This window comes from Stenotrophomonas sp. FR012 (assembly GCF_047520565.2).
Lineage (GTDB): Bacteria > Pseudomonadota > Gammaproteobacteria > Xanthomonadales > Xanthomonadaceae > Stenotrophomonas > Stenotrophomonas sepilia.
Genome location: NZ_JAXBQL020000003.1, coordinates 445,635 through 462,565, shown reverse-complemented (window position 1 = coordinate 462,565; position 16,931 = coordinate 445,635). Strand labels below are relative to the sequence as shown.

14 protein-coding genes are annotated in these 16,931 nt (G+C 66.0%); 7 read left to right on the top strand and 7 right to left on the bottom strand.

All coding sequences use genetic code 11. The features are described from left to right. Window positions 1-68 precede the first annotated feature (68 nt). From ACM0O9_RS08245 to mtgA, 3 genes are all read right to left on the bottom strand, one after another. Window positions 69-500 (bottom strand): CBS domain-containing protein, encoded by a 432-nt coding sequence (locus ACM0O9_RS08245; RefSeq protein WP_005418405.1) that lies wholly within the window; start codon window positions 498-500, stop codon window positions 69-71. Continuing rightward, window positions 460-1,479, bottom strand: coding sequence for a glycosyltransferase family 2 protein (locus tag ACM0O9_RS08240; protein ID WP_065178200.1), 1,020 nt, complete (start codon window positions 1,477-1,479; stop codon window positions 460-462). The genes ACM0O9_RS08245 and ACM0O9_RS08240 overlap by 41 nt, the downstream gene beginning before the upstream one ends. Before the next feature lie 61 nt (window positions 1,480-1,540). Then, window positions 1,541-2,290, bottom strand: coding sequence for a monofunctional biosynthetic peptidoglycan transglycosylase (gene mtgA, locus ACM0O9_RS08235; protein WP_235649180.1), 750 nt, complete (start codon window positions 2,288-2,290; stop codon window positions 1,541-1,543). A 77-nt stretch (window positions 2,291-2,367) separates the two neighbouring features. On the opposite strand from mtgA, the gene hslO reads away from it, so the two are divergent. The 3 genes from hslO (at window position 2,368) to ACM0O9_RS08220 (ending at window position 7,475) form a co-directional block, all read left to right on the top strand. Then, window positions 2,368-3,261, top strand: coding sequence for an Hsp33 family molecular chaperone HslO (gene hslO / locus ACM0O9_RS08230; protein WP_005418408.1), 894 nt, complete (start codon window positions 2,368-2,370; stop codon window positions 3,259-3,261). Window positions 3,262-3,377: 116 nt separating this feature from the next. Further along, window positions 3,378-4,226, top strand: a complete 849-nt coding sequence (locus tag ACM0O9_RS08225) for an XOO1806 family protein (protein ID WP_005418409.1) — start codon at window positions 3,378-3,380, stop codon at window positions 4,224-4,226. Between the two features lie 372 nt (window positions 4,227-4,598). After that, complete coding sequence (locus tag ACM0O9_RS08220) at window positions 4,599-7,475, top strand: TonB-dependent receptor domain-containing protein (protein WP_235649179.1); 2,877 nt, start codon at window positions 4,599-4,601, stop codon at window positions 7,473-7,475. A 141-nt stretch (window positions 7,476-7,616) separates the two neighbouring features. Here the strand turns inward: ACM0O9_RS08220 and ACM0O9_RS08215 are convergent, their stop codons facing one another. Beyond that, window positions 7,617-8,219, bottom strand: coding sequence for a TetR/AcrR family transcriptional regulator (locus tag ACM0O9_RS08215; RefSeq protein ID WP_005418411.1), 603 nt, complete (start codon window positions 8,217-8,219; stop codon window positions 7,617-7,619). A 153-nt stretch (window positions 8,220-8,372) separates the two neighbouring features. Here ACM0O9_RS08215 and ACM0O9_RS08210 point away from each other — a divergent pair, with 153 nt between their 5' ends. The 3 genes from ACM0O9_RS08210 (at window position 8,373) to ACM0O9_RS08200 (ending at window position 12,308) form a co-directional block, all read left to right on the top strand. Next, window positions 8,373-9,290, top strand: a complete 918-nt coding sequence (locus tag ACM0O9_RS08210; protein WP_414604125.1) for an alpha/beta fold hydrolase — start codon at window positions 8,373-8,375, stop codon at window positions 9,288-9,290. Beyond that, window positions 9,287-11,764 (top strand): acyl-CoA dehydrogenase, encoded by a 2,478-nt coding sequence (locus tag ACM0O9_RS08205; protein WP_235649178.1) that lies wholly within the window; start codon window positions 9,287-9,289, stop codon window positions 11,762-11,764. Before ACM0O9_RS08210 ends, ACM0O9_RS08205 begins: the two co-directional genes overlap by 4 nt. A gap of 76 nt (window positions 11,765-11,840) precedes the next feature. Continuing rightward, the gene (locus tag ACM0O9_RS08200) at window positions 11,841-12,308 is read left to right on the top strand and encodes a hotdog fold domain-containing protein (RefSeq protein ID WP_235649177.1); all 468 of its coding nucleotides are present in this window, start codon (window positions 11,841-11,843) and stop codon (window positions 12,306-12,308) included. 247 nt (window positions 12,309-12,555) lie between these two features. Here the strand turns inward: ACM0O9_RS08200 and ACM0O9_RS08195 are convergent, their stop codons facing one another. Both ACM0O9_RS08195 and ACM0O9_RS08190 read right to left on the bottom strand, forming a co-directional pair. Beyond that, the gene (locus tag ACM0O9_RS08195; protein WP_005418419.1) at window positions 12,556-12,906 is read right to left on the bottom strand and encodes a DUF1304 domain-containing protein; all 351 of its coding nucleotides are present in this window, start codon (window positions 12,904-12,906) and stop codon (window positions 12,556-12,558) included. Window positions 12,907-12,948: 42 nt separating this feature from the next. After that, the gene (locus ACM0O9_RS08190; RefSeq protein ID WP_005418421.1) at window positions 12,949-14,277 is read right to left on the bottom strand and encodes an NTP/NDP exchange transporter; all 1,329 of its coding nucleotides are present in this window, start codon (window positions 14,275-14,277) and stop codon (window positions 12,949-12,951) included. 285 nt (window positions 14,278-14,562) lie between these two features. Here ACM0O9_RS08190 and ACM0O9_RS08185 point away from each other — a divergent pair, with 285 nt between their 5' ends. Further along, window positions 14,563-15,963 carry a serine hydrolase domain-containing protein gene (locus ACM0O9_RS08185; RefSeq protein WP_005418422.1) on the top strand — a complete coding sequence of 467 codons (1,401 nt, stop codon included), beginning with the start codon at window positions 14,563-14,565 and terminating at the stop codon, window positions 15,961-15,963. 146 nt (window positions 15,964-16,109) lie between these two features. On the opposite strand, the gene ACM0O9_RS08180 is transcribed toward ACM0O9_RS08185, so the two are convergent. Next, the gene (locus ACM0O9_RS08180) at window positions 16,110-16,868 is read right to left on the bottom strand and encodes an SDR family NAD(P)-dependent oxidoreductase (protein WP_005418423.1); all 759 of its coding nucleotides are present in this window, start codon (window positions 16,866-16,868) and stop codon (window positions 16,110-16,112) included. Window positions 16,869-16,931 lie beyond the last annotated feature (63 nt).

Genomic DNA, 16,931 nt, shown 5'->3' with positions numbered 1-16,931 from the left:
ATCGGCGACCTGGTGAAGTCGGTGATCGATGCGCAGCGGCGGGAGCTGGATCAACTGCAGCGACACCCTCACCCGGCGACGATGTACTGCTGCAGTTGATCCAGCTCCCGCCGCTGCGCATCGATCACCGACTTCACCAGGTCGCCGATGGAGATCACCCCCAGCACCTGCGCGCCCTCCACGACCGGCAGATGGCGGATGCGATAATCGGTCACCAACTGCAGGCAATGCTCCACCTGCTCGCCCGGCGACACCGTCACCACCTGCGACGTCATGATCTCTGCCACCGCCGTATCGCGCGAAGAGCGATCACGCAACACGATCTTGCGCGCGTAATCACGCTCGGACAGGATTCCCACCAGCCGCGGGCCGTCCATCACCAGCACCGCACCGATGCCCTTTTCCGCCATCAACCGGATCGCATCGATCACCGCCGCATCCGGCGCGACCGCATGTACTTCAGGAGACTTGCCGTCCAACAGTTGCCGTACCGTGGTCATCTGCCTGCCCTCCCAGGGTGGGTTGCGGGACCGAGTCTGCCACGGACGATGCTAGCCAGGCGTCAACCAGGTACAACGGCCGCTGCTTGGACTCCTCGTACAGCCGCCCCAGGTACTCGCCGATCAGGCCAAGCGCGATCAGCTGCACGCCGCCCAGGAACAGGATCACCGCCATCATCGTCGGCCAACCCGCCACCCGGTCGCCATACAGCGCCGCCTTCACGATCACCCACAGGCCGAACAGGAAAGCGACGGCCGCGGTTGCCAGCCCGAGGTAGGTCGCCGCCCGCAACGGCACGGTCGAGAACCCGGTAATGCCTTCGAGGGCGAAATTCCACAGCCGCCACAGGCTGAACTTGCTGGTGCCGGCCACGCGCGCGTGGCGGTGGTAGGGCACGGCGATCCGCTTGAATCCCACCCAGCTGAAAAGCCCCTTCATGAAACGGTGGCGCTCGCGCATCCCGCGCAGGGCGTTCAGCGCGCGCGGTGACAGCAGGCGGAAGTCCCCGGTATCGGCCGGAATCGGTGTCCGCGAGAGGCGGCCCATCACCCGATAGAACATCGCTGCCGTGGCGCGCTTGATCCAGGCCTCACCATCGCGGGCCATGCGCGTGCCGTAGACGTTGTCATGACCTTCGCGCCAGCGCGCGACGAACTCCGGCACCAGCTCCGGCGGGTCCTGGCCGTCGGCATCGAGGATCATCGCCGCACCCTCGTGCACCAGATCCAGGCCGGCGGTCAGCGCGGCTTCCTTGCCGAAGTTGCGCGACAGCTTCAGCGCCGATACGCGTGCATCGGCCTGGGCCAGCCCGGCGATCACTTCCCACGTGCGGTCATGGCTGCCGTCGTCCACATAGAGGATGTGACCGTCGATGTCGGGCATGCCGTCGAGCACCGCGCACAGCCGTGGATGCAGCAGCGGCAGTGCCAGGGCCTCGTTGTAGGCGGCGATGACGAAGGTAAGCCGTTCGCGGGTCATGGCCGGATTGTACGTTGCCGGCACGCGCCCGGCCCGTCGCCTGCCAATTGCAGCGCCAGGCTCAGTCCTCCGACAGATAGGACGCACCACCCAGCTGGCGCGCCTGGCGTTGGATCCACGCGGCCCGCCGCTGCACATACGGCCCAGGCTTTGCCGCATTGTAGCGACGCGGTGCCGGCAACACCGCGGCCAGGCGCGCGCTCTCGGCCGGGCTCAGCCGGGCAGCATCCTTGCCCCAGAATTTCTGCGCTGCCGCTTGCGCGCCATACACACCATCACCGAATTCGGCAATGTTGGCGTACATCTCCAGGATCCGCTCCTTTGGCCACAGCGCCTCGATCAGCACCGTGTACCAGACTTCCAGGCCCTTGCGGATCCAGCTGCGGCCCTGCCACAGGAACAGGTTCTTGGCCACCTGCTGGCTGATCGTGCTTGCGCCGCGCAGGCGCCCGCCCCTGGCGTTGTGGTCGCGCGCCTTTTCGATGGCCTGCAGGTCGAAGCCGTTGTGGTCGGGGAAGCGCTGGTCTTCGGCCGCCACCAGCGAGATCGGCAGGCTCGGCGCCATCTGGTCGAGGTCGCGCCACTGGTAATGCAGCCGATAGGACCAGTCGGCCTTGCCCAGCGCCTCGCCATAGCGCCACAGCATCACCATGGACACCGGCGGGTCGATGAACCGCAACACCAGCACCTGCAGGCAGCTGAAGGCGGCCAGCAGCACCGGCAGCCACAGCAGCCGCTTCCAGCGCCAGCGTCGCCGGCGCGGCGCGGCCACCACCGCCTCTACCTTGTGCTGCTCTCCCGCTGCCCCCATTACTGGTGCATCCTTCTTCTGTCTGGTTGTCGGCGCATTATCCGGCAACCGCCCCCGTTTACGCGCGATGTGAGCCGATGACCGCCAATCCCGATTCCCTGATCCGTTTCCTGCTCCCCGACGCCGGCGTGCGTGGCGTGCATGTGCACCTGCAGGCCACCTGGCAGGAAATCCTGTCCCATGCCGCTTACCCGGACGCCGCTGCCGAACTGCTTGGCGAGGCCTGCGTCGCCTCGGCGCTGTTCACCGGCCACACCAAGATCGACGGGCGCCTGTCGGTGCAGTTGCGCAGCAGCACCGCGCTGCGCACCCTGTTCGCCGAATGCACCGCCGCCGGCACCCTGCGCGGTATCGCCCAGCTCAGCGAGGGTGGCGACGCACCGCGTGACCTGTCCCGCCTCGGCGATGACGCAATCCTCGCCATCACCATCGAGAACCCCGGCCTGGACCCGCGCGAGCCGCAGCGCTACCAGAGCCTGGTCGCGCTGACTGCGCCGGAACTGGACGAGGCCTTCGAGGACTACTTCCGCCAGTCGGAGCAGCTGCCGACCCGCCTGCTGCTGGCCGCCGACCGCAACGGTGCCGCCGGCCTGCTGCTGCAGAAGCTGCCGGGCGACGAAGGCGACGAGGATGGCTGGGCCCGCGCCAGCGCCCTGTTCGAAACCCTGGGCAAGGCCGAACTGCTGGCGACCCCGGCCGAGCAGCTGCTGCACCGCCTGTTCCACGAGGAGCGGCCGGAACTGCTGGGCGGCAAGCCGCTGTCCTTTGCCTGCTCCTGCTCGCGCGAGCGGGTGGCCGGCATGCTGCAGTCGCTGGGGGAAGAGGAGGCCCGCGCGGCCGCCGAGGCGACCGGCGCCGTCGAGGTGCGTTGCGAATTCTGCGGGCGTGAGTATCACTTTCCATTGACGGAGTTCGGCATACTGTTCCACGGCGCCCAGGGGGCTGTAGCGGCGCCTGAACGACTTCAGTAAACGGCAGTCTTGTACCTGGGGAGGATCAAGGCTTGTTAAGAATTCATAAACACCCTAGGATCGAGTTCCCGTCCCCACGGGAACTTCCGTTGTCCGTCCCTGTCTGAACTGGTCCGATGCGTACCTTCCTGCGTCTACCGCTGGCCCTGCTGATCGCCCTTGGCGCGATCACGGGCGTGCATGCGCAGAGCAAGGACACCCGCACCGTGCTGCCGGTATGGAACAAGGGCAGCGGCAAGGTCGAGGCGCTGCTGTACCTGGAGCCGACCGGCGAACAGGCAGCCGGCGCCCGCTGGCATTTCGGCCGCAATTCGCTGGACGCGGCCTTTGGCCTGTCCTCCGGCGATTCGCTGGGCCTGCTCTGCAACAGCAGCAGCGGCACCAGCATCAGCGGCCTGGCCAGCCATTGCATGCTGGCCAGCCTGGGCGACGAGGATGATCTGAACAGCCGTCGTTTCAGTGGTACCGCCGCGCTGAACCGCGGCAACAGCCGCCTGGGCATCACCGCCGGCACCGGCCGTGAAACCCTGCCCGCCTGGTTGGCGGGCCCGAACAAGACGCCCTCGCTGCGCGCCGAGCAGAACGATCTGACCGTGTTCGCGCAGAAGAACATCGGCCGCGAAGGCTTCGTCTCCATCGCCGGTACCTACGCCAAGGCACGCCTGGTACCGCTGGCCGACGCTTCGCCGGCCATCGTCGATCGCTGGGACAGCAAGAGCCTGAGCATCGGTGCCGGTTACGGCAACTTCACCGGCAGCATCATCGGCCGCGTGGTCGACGTGCCGGGCAAGCCCGGCAAGTGGGAAGGCCTGGGCATCGGCCTGACCTGGCGTACCCCGTGGTCCGGCCAGCTGACCGTCGGCGCCGAGAACGTGATCAGCCGCGGCAAGAATCCATTCTCCCCGCGCAACGAAAGCAACGACGACGGCACCGTGCCGTACGTGCGTTACGAACAGGATCTCTGATCCCCCTATCAGGTTCAGCAACGATATTCCCGAAGGCGCCGAAAGGCGCCTTTTTTGCATCTGCGTGCCTGGCTCGCACTAGCATGAGCGGTATCGACCGCAGAGCGTATCGACATATTGGGATACATATCAGTCGAACCTTTTTTCATCATTCTGCGTTAACAAACGAGGCAGATCAGCACGACCATGCCAGCAACCCGTTGATTAGGCTGGAAAAATCGCGTTTTTACCAAAATCACAGACTTCATTAACACAGCTTTAATTCTTGGCGAACGCCCGTTACTATCGGGTCAGCCTCGCGATTTGGGAGCGCTTTTTCGCTCCCCCGCCGGGCATTAACCCCAGCCAAGATTTCTTGGAGAGAGAGAGCCAATGAAACTCAAGTCCAGCCAGCTGCGTGACGCAGTTGTGATCGCGCTTGTCGCCGGTGCCACCACCGCGACGGCCCACGCCCAGGAAGCCACCAACCTCGACCGCATCGAGGTCACCGGTTCGCGCATCCGTCAGGTCGATACCGAAACCGCCCAGCCCGTTCTGAGCATCAGCCGTGCTTCGATCGAGAAGAGCGGCTTCAAGACGGTTGCCGACGTCCTGCAGAACATCGCAGCCGCCGGCAGCCCGGCCATCAGCCGTTCCGAGCCGCTGTCCTCCGGCGAAGCCGTCGGTGGCTTCTACATCGACCTGCGCAACCTCGGTGCCGAGCGCACCCTGGTGCTGGTCGACGGCAAGCGCCTCGGCGCCAGCGTCAGCGGCCTGCAGGACGTGTCGCAGATTCCGTCGGCCATCGTCGAGCGCATCGACGTACTGAAGGACGGCGCGTCGTCGATCTACGGCTCCGACGCGATCGCCGGCGTGATCAACATCATCACCCGCAAGAACTTCCAGGGCCTGGAAGCCAACGCCTACGTCGGCCAGTACGGCGAAGGCGACGGCCAGAAGACCAGCTACGACTTCGTGGCCGGTTTCACCGGTGACCGTGGCTCGATCACCATCGGCGCCGAGTACGCCGAAGAGAAGGAAGTGTGGGCCAAGGACCGCTGGTTCAGCCGTTACCCGCGCACCACCTTCCACCCGGCCCAGAACTGGAGCCCGGTCAGCCAGTGGGGCACCATCATCGATCCGGATACCGATGACTGGCTGGTGCTGAACCGCGGTGGCGACTATCGCGACGTCAACCAGTACCACGACCAGGACTTCGCCGGCATCACCGGTGATACCAGCAACTCCAACACGCAGATGCACCTGCTGACGCCGACCAAGCGTCGCTCGGTGTTCGCCAACGTCCAGTACGACCTGACCGACAACATCCGCTTCGTCTCCGACCTGCTGTATACCCGTCGTGAGTCGCAGGCCCAGGTCGCAGGCTATCCGTTGCAGTCCGCGTCGTATGAGCGCCTGGGTGCCAAGTGGGATGCCGACAGCTACTACAACCCCTTCGGCAAGGATATGGGCTTCATGCGCCGTGGCTGGGAAGTGCCGCGCCTGTCGACCAACAAGCTGACCACCTTCCGCTTCACCGGCGCCCTGCAGGGCAGCTTCCAGTTCAATGACAAGTACTTCGACTGGGAAGCCGGCTACATCTACCAGAACTCGGAGAACCAGCAGAGCCAGACCGGCAACTACAACGTGCTGGCGGTCAATGCCGCCACCGGTCCGTCGTTCTTCAACCCGGCCACCGGCCGCGTCGAGTGCGGTACGGCCGCTGGCCTGGTTGACGGTTCCAATCCGATCTATGGCCCGGGCGCCGGCGGCTGCCTGCCGTGGAACCCGGCCATTCCGTACGGCCGTACCGGTGACGGTGGCCTGACCGGCAACCAGGATCTGCAGCAGTTCCTGTTCCCGACCACCAAGAACACCGGTGAAGTCACCACCAAGACCTACTACGCGAACATCGCCGGCAGCCTGTTCACCCTGCCCGCCGGCGACCTGGGCTTCGCGCTGGGTTACGAGTACCGCGAAGACAAGGGTTCGTACAATCCGGACGCGCTGTCGCAGACCGGCTACTCGACCGATCTGGCCGCCGGCCCGACCGGTGGTGGTTACGACGTCAACGAAGTCTATCTGGAGTTGAATGTTCCGATCCTGGCCGACCTGCCGGGTGCCAAGGAACTGAGCTTCAACGCCGCCACCCGTTACTCGAAGTACAGCACCTTCGGCGACACCACCAACAACAAGTTCGGCCTGAAGTGGAAGCCGATCGACCAGCTGCTGGTACGTGCGACCTACGCCGAAGGCTTCCGTGCGCCGACCATCGACAATCTGTACGGTGGCAGCTCGCAGACCTTCGCGTACTTCACCGATCCGTGCGACACCTCGTTCGGCTCAACTGATCAGCCGGGCGTCGCCGCCCGTTGTGCCGCGGCCATCGGTCCGACCGCCAGCACCTTCCGCCAGCTGCGCCAGGGTTATGTGCCGGCCAGCGGTCCGGATGAGCAGACGCCGGATCCGTTCAACGCCGTCTCCAACCCGAACCTGACTCCGGAAAAGTCCAAGTCCAAGACCGTTGGCCTGGTGTGGAGCCCGACCTTCGCCCAGGGCCTGAACATGAGCCTGGACTGGTGGAACATCAAGATCACCAACACCATCGTCACCGACAGCCCGGATGACCAGCTGAACGACTGCTACGTGCTTGGCATCGCCGAGCGCTGCAACTCGTTCACCCGTGATCCGAACCGTCACAACGTGATCAACCTGACCTACGCACCGCGTAATGCCGGTTACCAGGAAACCGAAGGCTTCGACTTCGACGTGGCGTACCGCTTCGAGACCGACAGCTGGGGTACCTTCAGCGCCAACCTGCAGAACAGCTACGTCACCAAGAACGTACTGAAGACCACCAACGCGCAGCAGGTGCCGGTGTCGATCCTCAACGGCTTCGGCAGCAACTTCCGCCTGCGTTCGAACCTGGTGCTGGGCTGGGAGCGTGGCGACTGGGGCGTGACCTGGGGCACCCGCTACTTCTCCAGCGTCAAGGAGCGTTGCTACTACAGCGACGAGTGCAGCCTGCCGGACTTCGGTTCGCCGGATCCGGTGCGTGACCAGCCGATGAACAAGCGTGGCTCGACCATGTTCCACGACGTCCAGGTCTCCTGGAACGCACCGTGGAATGCGACCATCGCCGTCGGTGCGCGCAACGTGTTCGACCACTACGGCCCGCAGATGTACTCGGCACCGAACTCGCAGTTCTCCTACTACGGTGGCTACGACATCGGTCGCTTCATGTACATGCAGTACAAGCAGAAGTTCTGATCGGGAACCTGATCAGCTGATGCAGCAACGGCCCCGAAAGGGGCCGTTGTTCTTTGTGCGCCATGGACGGGCGCTGGCCAGCGCACAACAAAAAAGGCCGCAGCATCGCTGCGGCCTTCCTTCGAGATCATTTCCGGGCGCTCATCCGTTCGGAATCAGCGTCTCGATCAGATGCTCGACGTACGCTTCGAAATCCTCGCGCGCCTGCTTGGGCTGCTGCAGCTGCAGCGACAACTGCAGGAAGCCGACATAAGCGGCGTACGCAAGGCGTGCGCGATGACGCGCATCGGTCGAGCTGAGGCCGGCCTGGCGGAACGAGGCGACCAGATAGTCGAGGCGACGCTGCGAGACCCGGTCGATCACCGGCCGCACCATCGGATGATCCAATGCCTTCAGCAGCTCGCTGTAGATGATGTGCGGCTGCACTTCATGCGCCACCATCTGGAACAGCTGGCGCAGGCGCACACGCGGATCCGGTACGTCTTCCAGGCTGCCGAACACCTGTTCCTGTTCGAACAGTTCCCAGCGTTCCAGCGCCGCCTGCAGCAATGCATCGCGCGAAGGGAAATGCCAGTAGAAACTGCCCTTGGTAACGCCGAGCCGCCGTGCCAGCGGCTCTACCGCGACGGCGCCGACCCCTTGTTCAGCAATCAGATCGAGGGCCGCCTGGGCCCAGTCTTCGGCACTCAGGCGGCTGTTGCGGCCGGCGCGCGGTTCGCCGGCGGAAGCGTCAGGTTGATTCATGGGCTGATTTAACCATACGCCGGGGTTCGTTGCAGTACGCGGTTGCGGTCGAAACCGTCGCAGGCCCCTCGGAAGGGTCCCTCCACGCGCATTCTGCAACGCACCATACCGTGCAGTATTGACTTCCCCTCGAAGCTATCCATACTAGCAAGTATGGTTATGTCCCCAACTCCCGCTGCGTTCCATGACCTGCGCCTGCACGCCGCCCATGGCGCCCGCCTGGCGGCGACCGCCAGCGAGCATGGCCGGCGCGGCCGGGTCCTGTTCGCCCATGGCTTCGGCCAGACCCGCCATGCCTGGAACGCCACTGCCCGCGCACTGAACGCGGCCGGCCTGCAGACGCTGGCCTACGACGCCCGCGGCCATGGCGATTCCGACTGGAATGGCACCGATCTGCCCTATCACGGTGAACAGTTCGCCGACGACCTGATCGTGCTGGCCGGCGAACAGCCGCGCCCGCCGGTACTGGTTGCCGCTTCGATGGGTGGCCTGTTCGGCCTGCTGGCCGAATCGCGCTGGCCGGGCCTTTTCTCGGCCATGGTGCTGGTCGACATCACCCCGCGCTGGGATACCGCGGGTGTCGAGCGCATCCTCGCCTTCATGACCGCCCATCCCGACGGCTTCGCCTCGCTGACCCAGGCCGCCGACGTGATCTCGGCCTACATGCCGCACCGGCCGCGCAAATCCGAGCAGTCGCTGCGTGCGCTGCTGCGCGAGGACGGCCACGGGCGCTGGCGCTGGCATTGGGACCCACGCCTGGTGGCCGAGCTGGCGCGCGACAGCGAACAGCACCAGGACGCACTGGCCGAGGCCGCACGCCAGGTGAAGTGCCCGCTGCTGCTGGTCAGCGGCGGCCGCAGCGACCTGGTCACGCCGCAGACCGTGGCCGAATTCCTGGCGCTGGCGCCGCATGCGCGCCATGTACAGCTGCCGCAAGCGACCCACATGGTCGCCGGCGATGACAACGACGCCTTTACCGCTACTGTGTTGGACTATCTGGACGTGTTGCCCGCAGCGGACGCTGCGGCTTCGTCCGCCACAAACGAGCACGTCACCGGAGCACGCTCATGAGCATCGTTCTTCCCTTCCTCGCCTTGCTGCTGGCAGGCGCCTTCGTCGCCTACCACCGCATGCGGCTGGTTACCTGGACGCTGATCAGCGTGGCCCTGCTGGCCGCCTGCTGGTTCATTCCCTACGTCAACCAGACCGCCACCATCGTCGCTGCGGCGGTGCTGGCGGTGATCGCCGTGCCGCTGCTGCTGCCGTTCATCCGCAAGCCGCTGCTGACCGGCCCGATGATGAAGGTGTTCCGCAAGGTGCTGCCGCCGCTGTCGCAGACCGAGCGCATCGCGCTGGAAACCGGTTCGGTTGGTTTCGAGGGCGAACTGTTCACCGGTGATCCGGACTGGAACATCCTGCTCAACTACCCCAAGCCGCAGCTGACTGCTGAAGAACAGGCCTTCCTCGATGGCCCGGTGGAAGAGCTGTGCACGATGGTCAACGACTGGGAAATCACCCACGTCCACGCCGACCTGCCGCCGGAGCTGTGGGCCTTCATCAAGAAGAACAAGTTCTTCGGCATGATCATCCCGAAGGAGTACGGCGGCCTGGGCTTCTCCGCGCTGGCCCACCACAAGGTGATCCAGAAGCTGGCCTCGGTGTCCTCGGTGGTCAGCTCCACCGTCGGCGTGCCCAACTCGCTGGGCCCGGGTGAACTGCTGGTGCATTACGGCACCCAGGAACAGAAGGACCAGTACCTGCCGCGCCTGGCCGATGGCCGCGAAGTGCCCTGCTTCGGCCTGACCGGTCCGTTCGCCGGCTCCGACGCCACTTCGATCCCGGACTACGGCATCGTCTGCAAGGGCGAGTGGAACGGCGAGCAGGTGCTCGGCGTCAAGCTGACCTTCGACAAGCGCTACATTACCCTGGCCCCGGTCGCTTCGCTGATCGGCCTGGCCTTCCGCATGTACGACCCGGATGGCCTGATCGGCGATACCCGCGACATCGGCATCACCCTGGGCCTGCTGCCGCGTGATACCGCCGGCGTCGAAATCGGCCGTCGCCACTTCCCGCTGAACTCGACGTTCCAGAACGGTCCGATCCGCGGCAAGGACGTGTTCATTCCGCTGACCCAGCTGATCGGCGGCGCAGCCATGGCCGGCAAGGGCTGGAACATGCTCAACGAGTGCCTGGCGGTGGGCCGCTCGATCACCCTGCCGTCCACCGCCAGCGGCGGTGCCAAGGCCGGTGCCGCCGTGACCGGCGCCTATGCGCGCATCCGCAAGCAGTTCGGCCTGTCGGTCGGCCGCTTCGAGGGCGTGGAAGAAGCGCTTGCCCGCATCGGCGGCAAGGCGTACAAGATCAGTGCGCTGTCGCAGGCCACCGCCGCTGCGGTTGACCGTGGCGATGTGCCGTCGGTGCCGTCGGCCATCGCCAAGTACCACTGCACCACCATGAGCCGTGAAGTGATCTCGGACATGATGGACGTGATCGGCGGCAAGGGCATCATCCTGGGGCCGCGCAACTTCGCCGGCCGCAGCTGGCAGGCCGCGCCGATCGCGATCACCGTGGAAGGCGCCAACATCATGACCCGCAGCCTGCTGATCTTCGGCCAGGGTGCGATCCTCTGCCACCCGTGGGTGCTGAAGGAAATGAAGGCCGCGCAGGATGCGGATACCCGTGCCGGCCTGCAGGAGTTCGACCGCAGCCTGTTCGGCCACATCCGCTTCGGCATCTCCAATGCCGTGCGTTCGTTCTGGTTCGGCCTGACCGGCGCGCGCTTCGGCGCCGCCCCGGGCGACGCCTACACCCGCCGCTACTTCCGCAAGCTGGACCGTTACTCGGCCAACCTGGCGCTGATGGCCGACATCTCGATGATGACCCTGGGCGGCAAGCTGAAGTTCAAGGAATCGCTGTCCGGCCGCCTGGGCGACGTGCTGAGCCATGTCTACATGACCAGCGCCATGCTCAAGCGCTACCACGACGAAGGTGCACCGCAGGCCGACCAGCCGCTGCTGGCCTGGGCCTTCCATGACAGCGTGCACAAGATCGAAGAGTCGCTGTCGGCCGCGCTGCGCAACTTCCCGATCCGTCCGATCGGCTGGCTGATGTGGGCGCTCATCTTCCCGTTGGGCCGTCGTGCCGAGGCTCCGGGTGATCGCCTGAGCCGCCGCGTCGCCGCCCTGCTGATGGCGCCGAATGAAGCCCGCGACCGTCTCGCCAATGGCGTGTTCCTGACCCCGTGCGAGAACAACCCGGGGGGCCGCATCAACAGTTACCTGAGCAAGGCGATCATGGCCGAGCCGGTGGAGCGCAAGTTCCTCAAGGCGCTGAAGAGCAAGGGCATCGAGGCGCTGGACTTCAAGGCGCAGCTGGACGAAGCCGTGGCCGAGGGCGTGATCACCCAGGACGAGCGCAGCCTGCTGGAAGAGCTGCGCACGCTCACCCTGGACACCATCACCGTGGACGACTTCGACACCCACGAACTGCGCGCGGCCAGCTACTACGACCGCCAGCACAAGGATCCGCATTCGCAGGCGGCCTGATCGCCCGCGACACGCGTTGCCTTCGACGGCGGGCCTCGGCCCGCCGTCGCGTTATCCGCCGACCGGAATACCCCTCATGTCCACGCCCCTGCTCTCGCTTTACCAACGCCTGCAGCGCTGGCCCGCCGGCACCTGGCTGTTCTCGCGCGCGGTGTGTTTCAAGGCGCCCTACTTCGCCAGCATCGCGCCACGCATCACCCGCCTGGAACACGGTCGCTGCGAAGGCACGCTGGCCGATCGCCGCAGGGTGCGCAACCACATCGGCACGGTGCACGCGATCGCGATGTGCAACCTGGCCGAACTGACCGCCGGGCTGATGGTCGACGCGTCGCTGCCGAAGGGCATGCGCTGGATCCCGAAGGGGATGCAGGTGCAGTACCTGGCCAAGGCGCGTGGCACGCTGCAGGCGGTGGCGCTGCCGGCACAGCCGATTGCGGTCGCGGCCGAGGGCTATGCGCTGCCGGTGACGGTCAGCGTGCGCGACCGCGCGGGGACGGAAGTGTTCAGCGCGGTCATCGACATGTGGATGTCGCCGGCGAAGTAAGTTCCCGCGAACGGCGCAGCCCCTCATGGGTGGACGGTTATCGCGGAAAGCCTTGGTTTGGCTGGGGGCGGTGAGTTCGCGGGGGACGCCGTGAACCCATCCCTGGGGGCTTGGCCGCGGCATCCATGCCGCGGCCAAGCCTACACGGACGTACTTGCGGCGTCCCCCCGCGAACCCAACCCGCCCGGCCACCCCCATGACAAGCTCTACGCGACCACCCACGAGGGGCTGCGCCGTTGGCTGGAAACTACGCTACCGCGCGAAACACCAACGCCAGGATCGCAGGCACCGCCTGGATCATGAAGATCCGGCGGCTCACGCTGTACGCCCCATAGCACCCCGCCACCACCACGCAGGCCAGCGAGAACGTCACCAGCACCGGCTGCCCGATCACCAGCCCCACCACGATGCCTGCTGCCAGGAAGCCGTTGTACAAGCCCTGGTTGGCCGCCAGCACGCGCGTGGTCGCCGCCTTCTCCGGCGTGTTGCGGAACGTCTTCAGACCCAGCGGGCGGGTCCACAGGAACATCTCAAGCGCCAGGAAATAGACGTGCAGCAGTGCGACCAGCAAGGTCAGGGCGAGTGCGATCCAGTACATGGGCGGTTCCTTGGACAGGGATGGGGCTCGGAGCCCGGGAAATCATCGGTCGCGCGGCAGTTTCTTTTCTTCGCGCAGTACACCGAACGCGGCTGCGGTCATGCACGCGGCCACCAGCATGCCGCCGATGAACACTACGTGCGAGCCGAACAATGACAGGCCCTTGTGCACCCAGGCAAAGCTCAGGTCCGCACCGCGGTAGACCACGGTGTCGATCGCTGCGCCGGCCTTGTAGCGCCACTGCCGGTCCACGCGCGTGTAGATTGTCTCGCGCGCCGGCTTGGCCAGTGCGAATTCGCTGGCCCGGGTCATCACCTGCACTACCGCGACCATCAGCGGCATCGGCGAGGCCGCCAGCACCGAAAAGCCGATCAGGATCGCGAAACCGGGAATCAGCAGTGCCGGCGCGATGCCGTGGCGCGACAGCAACCAACGGGTCAGGCCCAGCTGCATCAACAGCGCCAGCGCATTCACCGCCAGGTCGATGCGCGAGAAGAACGCGGTACTGGCCGCCGGGTCGGTGAAGGCCGCGCGCACGATGCTGGCCTGCTGGTTGTACAGCAGCGTGCCGACGCCCACCCCGAACACCACCATCACCGCCAGCCAGCGCAGCAGCGGCTCGCGCACGATCAATTTCAGGCCGTCCAGCACGCTGCCGCCCATCGGCTGCTCGCCGGACACCAGCTGCTGCTCGCGTTCGCGCAGCACCGCCCAGTGCCGCAGCCGCCAGATGCACAACAGGCACACGACCAGGAATCCCGCCGAGACCAGCATGAGGTTGGCGATGCCCACGCGCTGCACCAGCGCACTGGTGATCAACGGGCCGAGGAAGGCACCGACGGTGCCCGCCGCGCCAATGTATCCATAGAAGGCCCGGGCCTGCACATTGGAGAACACATCAGCCATGAAGCTCCAGAACACCGCCACCGCGAACAGGTTGAAGACGGTGATCCAGAAGAAGAAGGCCATGCCGCGGCCCGGCACGCCGCTGTCGAACATCATGTAGAAGCCCAGCAGGGTCACGATGAAGAAGCCATACACCGCCGGCAGGAACACCCGTCGTGGGAAGCGGCTGACCAGCCAGCCGTACACCGGCTGCAGCACCAGCATGATCACGAACACGCAGGAGAACAGGAACTGCAGCACGAAGTCCTTCAACGCGACGCCGTGGTTGGCGAACCAGGCGATCAGCACGGGCGGGAACACCGTTTCCAGGTCTGCCGAGGCGGCCATGGCCTCACGCACCGGGCGCAGCACGTAGTAGCCGCTGAGCAGGCAGAAGAAGTACAGGAACGACCACCACAGCGCCGGCGACTCGCGCAGTGCCGCCGTCAGGCCCTGCAGCGGCCCCTTCCCCCGTACCGCACTCACGCGGTGTCCCTCGCCTGAAGACGGCGGTTGGACAGCGGCATGGCAGGCTCCGGGGCGATGAAACGCGTACGTTAGCCAATGCACCGCAACATCGCCAGCGCGACGCGCCTTCCTGCGGGCGGATCAGCTCCGCTGATCAGCCCGGGATGACACGTTCCGATACATGCTTCCAGCACCTCAAATTCCAAATTTTTCAACGAGATGCGCATTCATCTTCGCTTTGTTTGTGCACAAGGGAAAAGCGGCGCTAGAATCGCCATCAGCAGTCGCGCACGGGTCCAACCGATGAAAAAGAACAGCCTGCGTCGCCCGATCCGTTCGGCGGCCACCGGTTTGCTGGGCATGCTGATGCCCGTTGCCTTGTCCACCACCGCGCAGACACCGCCGGCATTGCCGCCGATGCCGACCAACATCGAATCCGCTGCGGGTCCCACTGTCGCCCACACCCAGCCGGCGGCCTACCGCACCGGCCTGGTGCCGCGCGTGCAGGCCCCGGCGCCCGGCTTCAACGTCGCCAACATCGAATCGATGGCGCAGCAGCTCACCTATGGCGAACGCGTGCCGGGCATGGCCGTGGCGATCGTGCAGGGCGGCCGCATCCTCAGCGCGCGCGGCTATGGCGTTACCGACGTCAACAACCCGCTGCCGGTCGATGCCCACACCGTGTTCCGCCTGGCCTCGCTGTCCAAGGCCTTCGCCGGCACCATGGCCGGCCTGCTGGTCAACGACGGCACGCTGCGCTGGGACAGCAAGGTCACCGACTATGTGCCGGGCTTCCGCCTGAACTCGCCGGAAGCCACTGATCGCCTGACCGTGGCCGACGTGCTCAGCCATCGCGTCGGCCTGCCCTACAACGCCTACGACCGCGACATCGAAGGCAACGCCGAGTACTACGCGCTGACCCAGAAACTGGCCAACACCAGCCTGAAGTGCCTGCCTGGCGACTGCTATGCCTACCAGAACGTAGCCTTCAGCCTGATCGGCGATGTCGTCTACGCGGCCTCCGGCAGCTTTTACGAGCAGTCGGTCGAGCGCCGCATCTTCAAGCCGCTGGGCATGAACGATGCCAGCCTCGGCCTGGCCGGCATCCAGGCCAGCTCGCGCTGGGCGCGTCCGCATGTGCGCAGCCGCAACGGCTGGGTCTCGCTGACGCCGAAGCCGACCTACTACCGGGTCGCCCCGGCGGCCGGCGTCAATGCCAGCGCCAGCGACATGGCGCAGTGGCTGCTCGCCCACACCGGCCACCGCCCCGACGTGCTGCCGGCACCGCTGCTGGCCACCCTGCATTCGAGCCTGATCAGCACCCCCGGCGAGATGCGTTCTGGCTGGCGCCGCGAGCGCCTGCACTCGGCCGGCTACGCCCTGGGCTGGCGCACCTTCGACTACGCCGGCCACGACGTGGTGTTCCATGCCGGTGCCGTGCAGGGCTATCGCGGCCTGGTCGCGCTGGTGCCGGAACGCGATCTGGGCATTGCCATCATGTGGAATGGCGAAAGCAGCCTGCCCAGCGGCCTGCTGCCGACCGTGCTCGACTCCGCGCTCGGCCTGCCGGCGCAGCGCTGGCTGGACGTGGACACCGACTTCGGCAGCGACAACCTGATGGCCGAGGGCGCCAGCCCTGCCCAGCAGGACAAGCGCAAGGGCAAGGGCGCCTCGGGCAATCGTGCGGTGGCGTCGCCGCGCTGATAAGGCGGGCTCGATCGGGTGTGCGAAGGGCGGCCTGCGGGCCGCCCTTTTTGTTGTTGTGTAGGGCCGAGCCGAGCCGTGCTCGGCTGAGCGGAATCCTGGCGCAAGGCGGCCGAGCATGGGCTCGGCTCTACAGCTCCGCAGCATTAGTGCGCGAAGTAGTGCATGCCGCCGTCCACCGGAATCACCGCGCCTGTGATGTAGCCGGCCAGCGGCGAGGACAGGAACGCCACCAGTGGCGCCACTTCCTCGGGTTCACCGAAGCGTCCGATCGGGATGTTGCTGGCGATGAACGCACGTCGGCTTTCCTCGGTGGGATGCAGGCGTTCCAGGATCTGCGCGCTGTTGATGCGCCCCGGTGCAATCGCATTCACCGTAATGCCCTGCCCGGCCACCTCCGACGACAGCCCCTTGCTCCACAGATGCAGCGCCGCCTTCGCCGCAGTGGCCGCGTTCACCGCACGCGGTTCCATCGAACCACTGAAATTGATCACCCGTCCCCATGCCTGCGCCTGCATGCCAGGCAACAGCGCCTGGGTCATCCGCCGCGCGGCGGAAAAGTTCAGGGCGATCGCTTCCTCCCAGACATCATCATCGGCATCGACGGTGGTCGGCCGGGAGCCACCTGCGGCGTTGACCAGGATGTCGACGCGTTGCAATGCCTCCCGGGATGCCTGCGCGATGTACCGGACGTCACCGGCCACGGTGACATCGCCGGCCACGATGACCGGTGCCGCGCCGCCTTCGGCTTCGATCCGCGCCGCCAGCGCCTGCAGCGGTGCCCGCTGCCGTGACGTGATGGCAACGCGCACGCCCTGGGCCGCCAGCTGCCTGGCGACGGCGGCACCGATGCCGCTGGCCGCGCCCGTCACCAAAGCGGTGCGGCCTGCAAGATTCAAGTCCATGGTGTTCTCCTGTCCGCATGGCCGGCCAATCCAGCCCTTGCACGACATGCTGTTTGATCACCC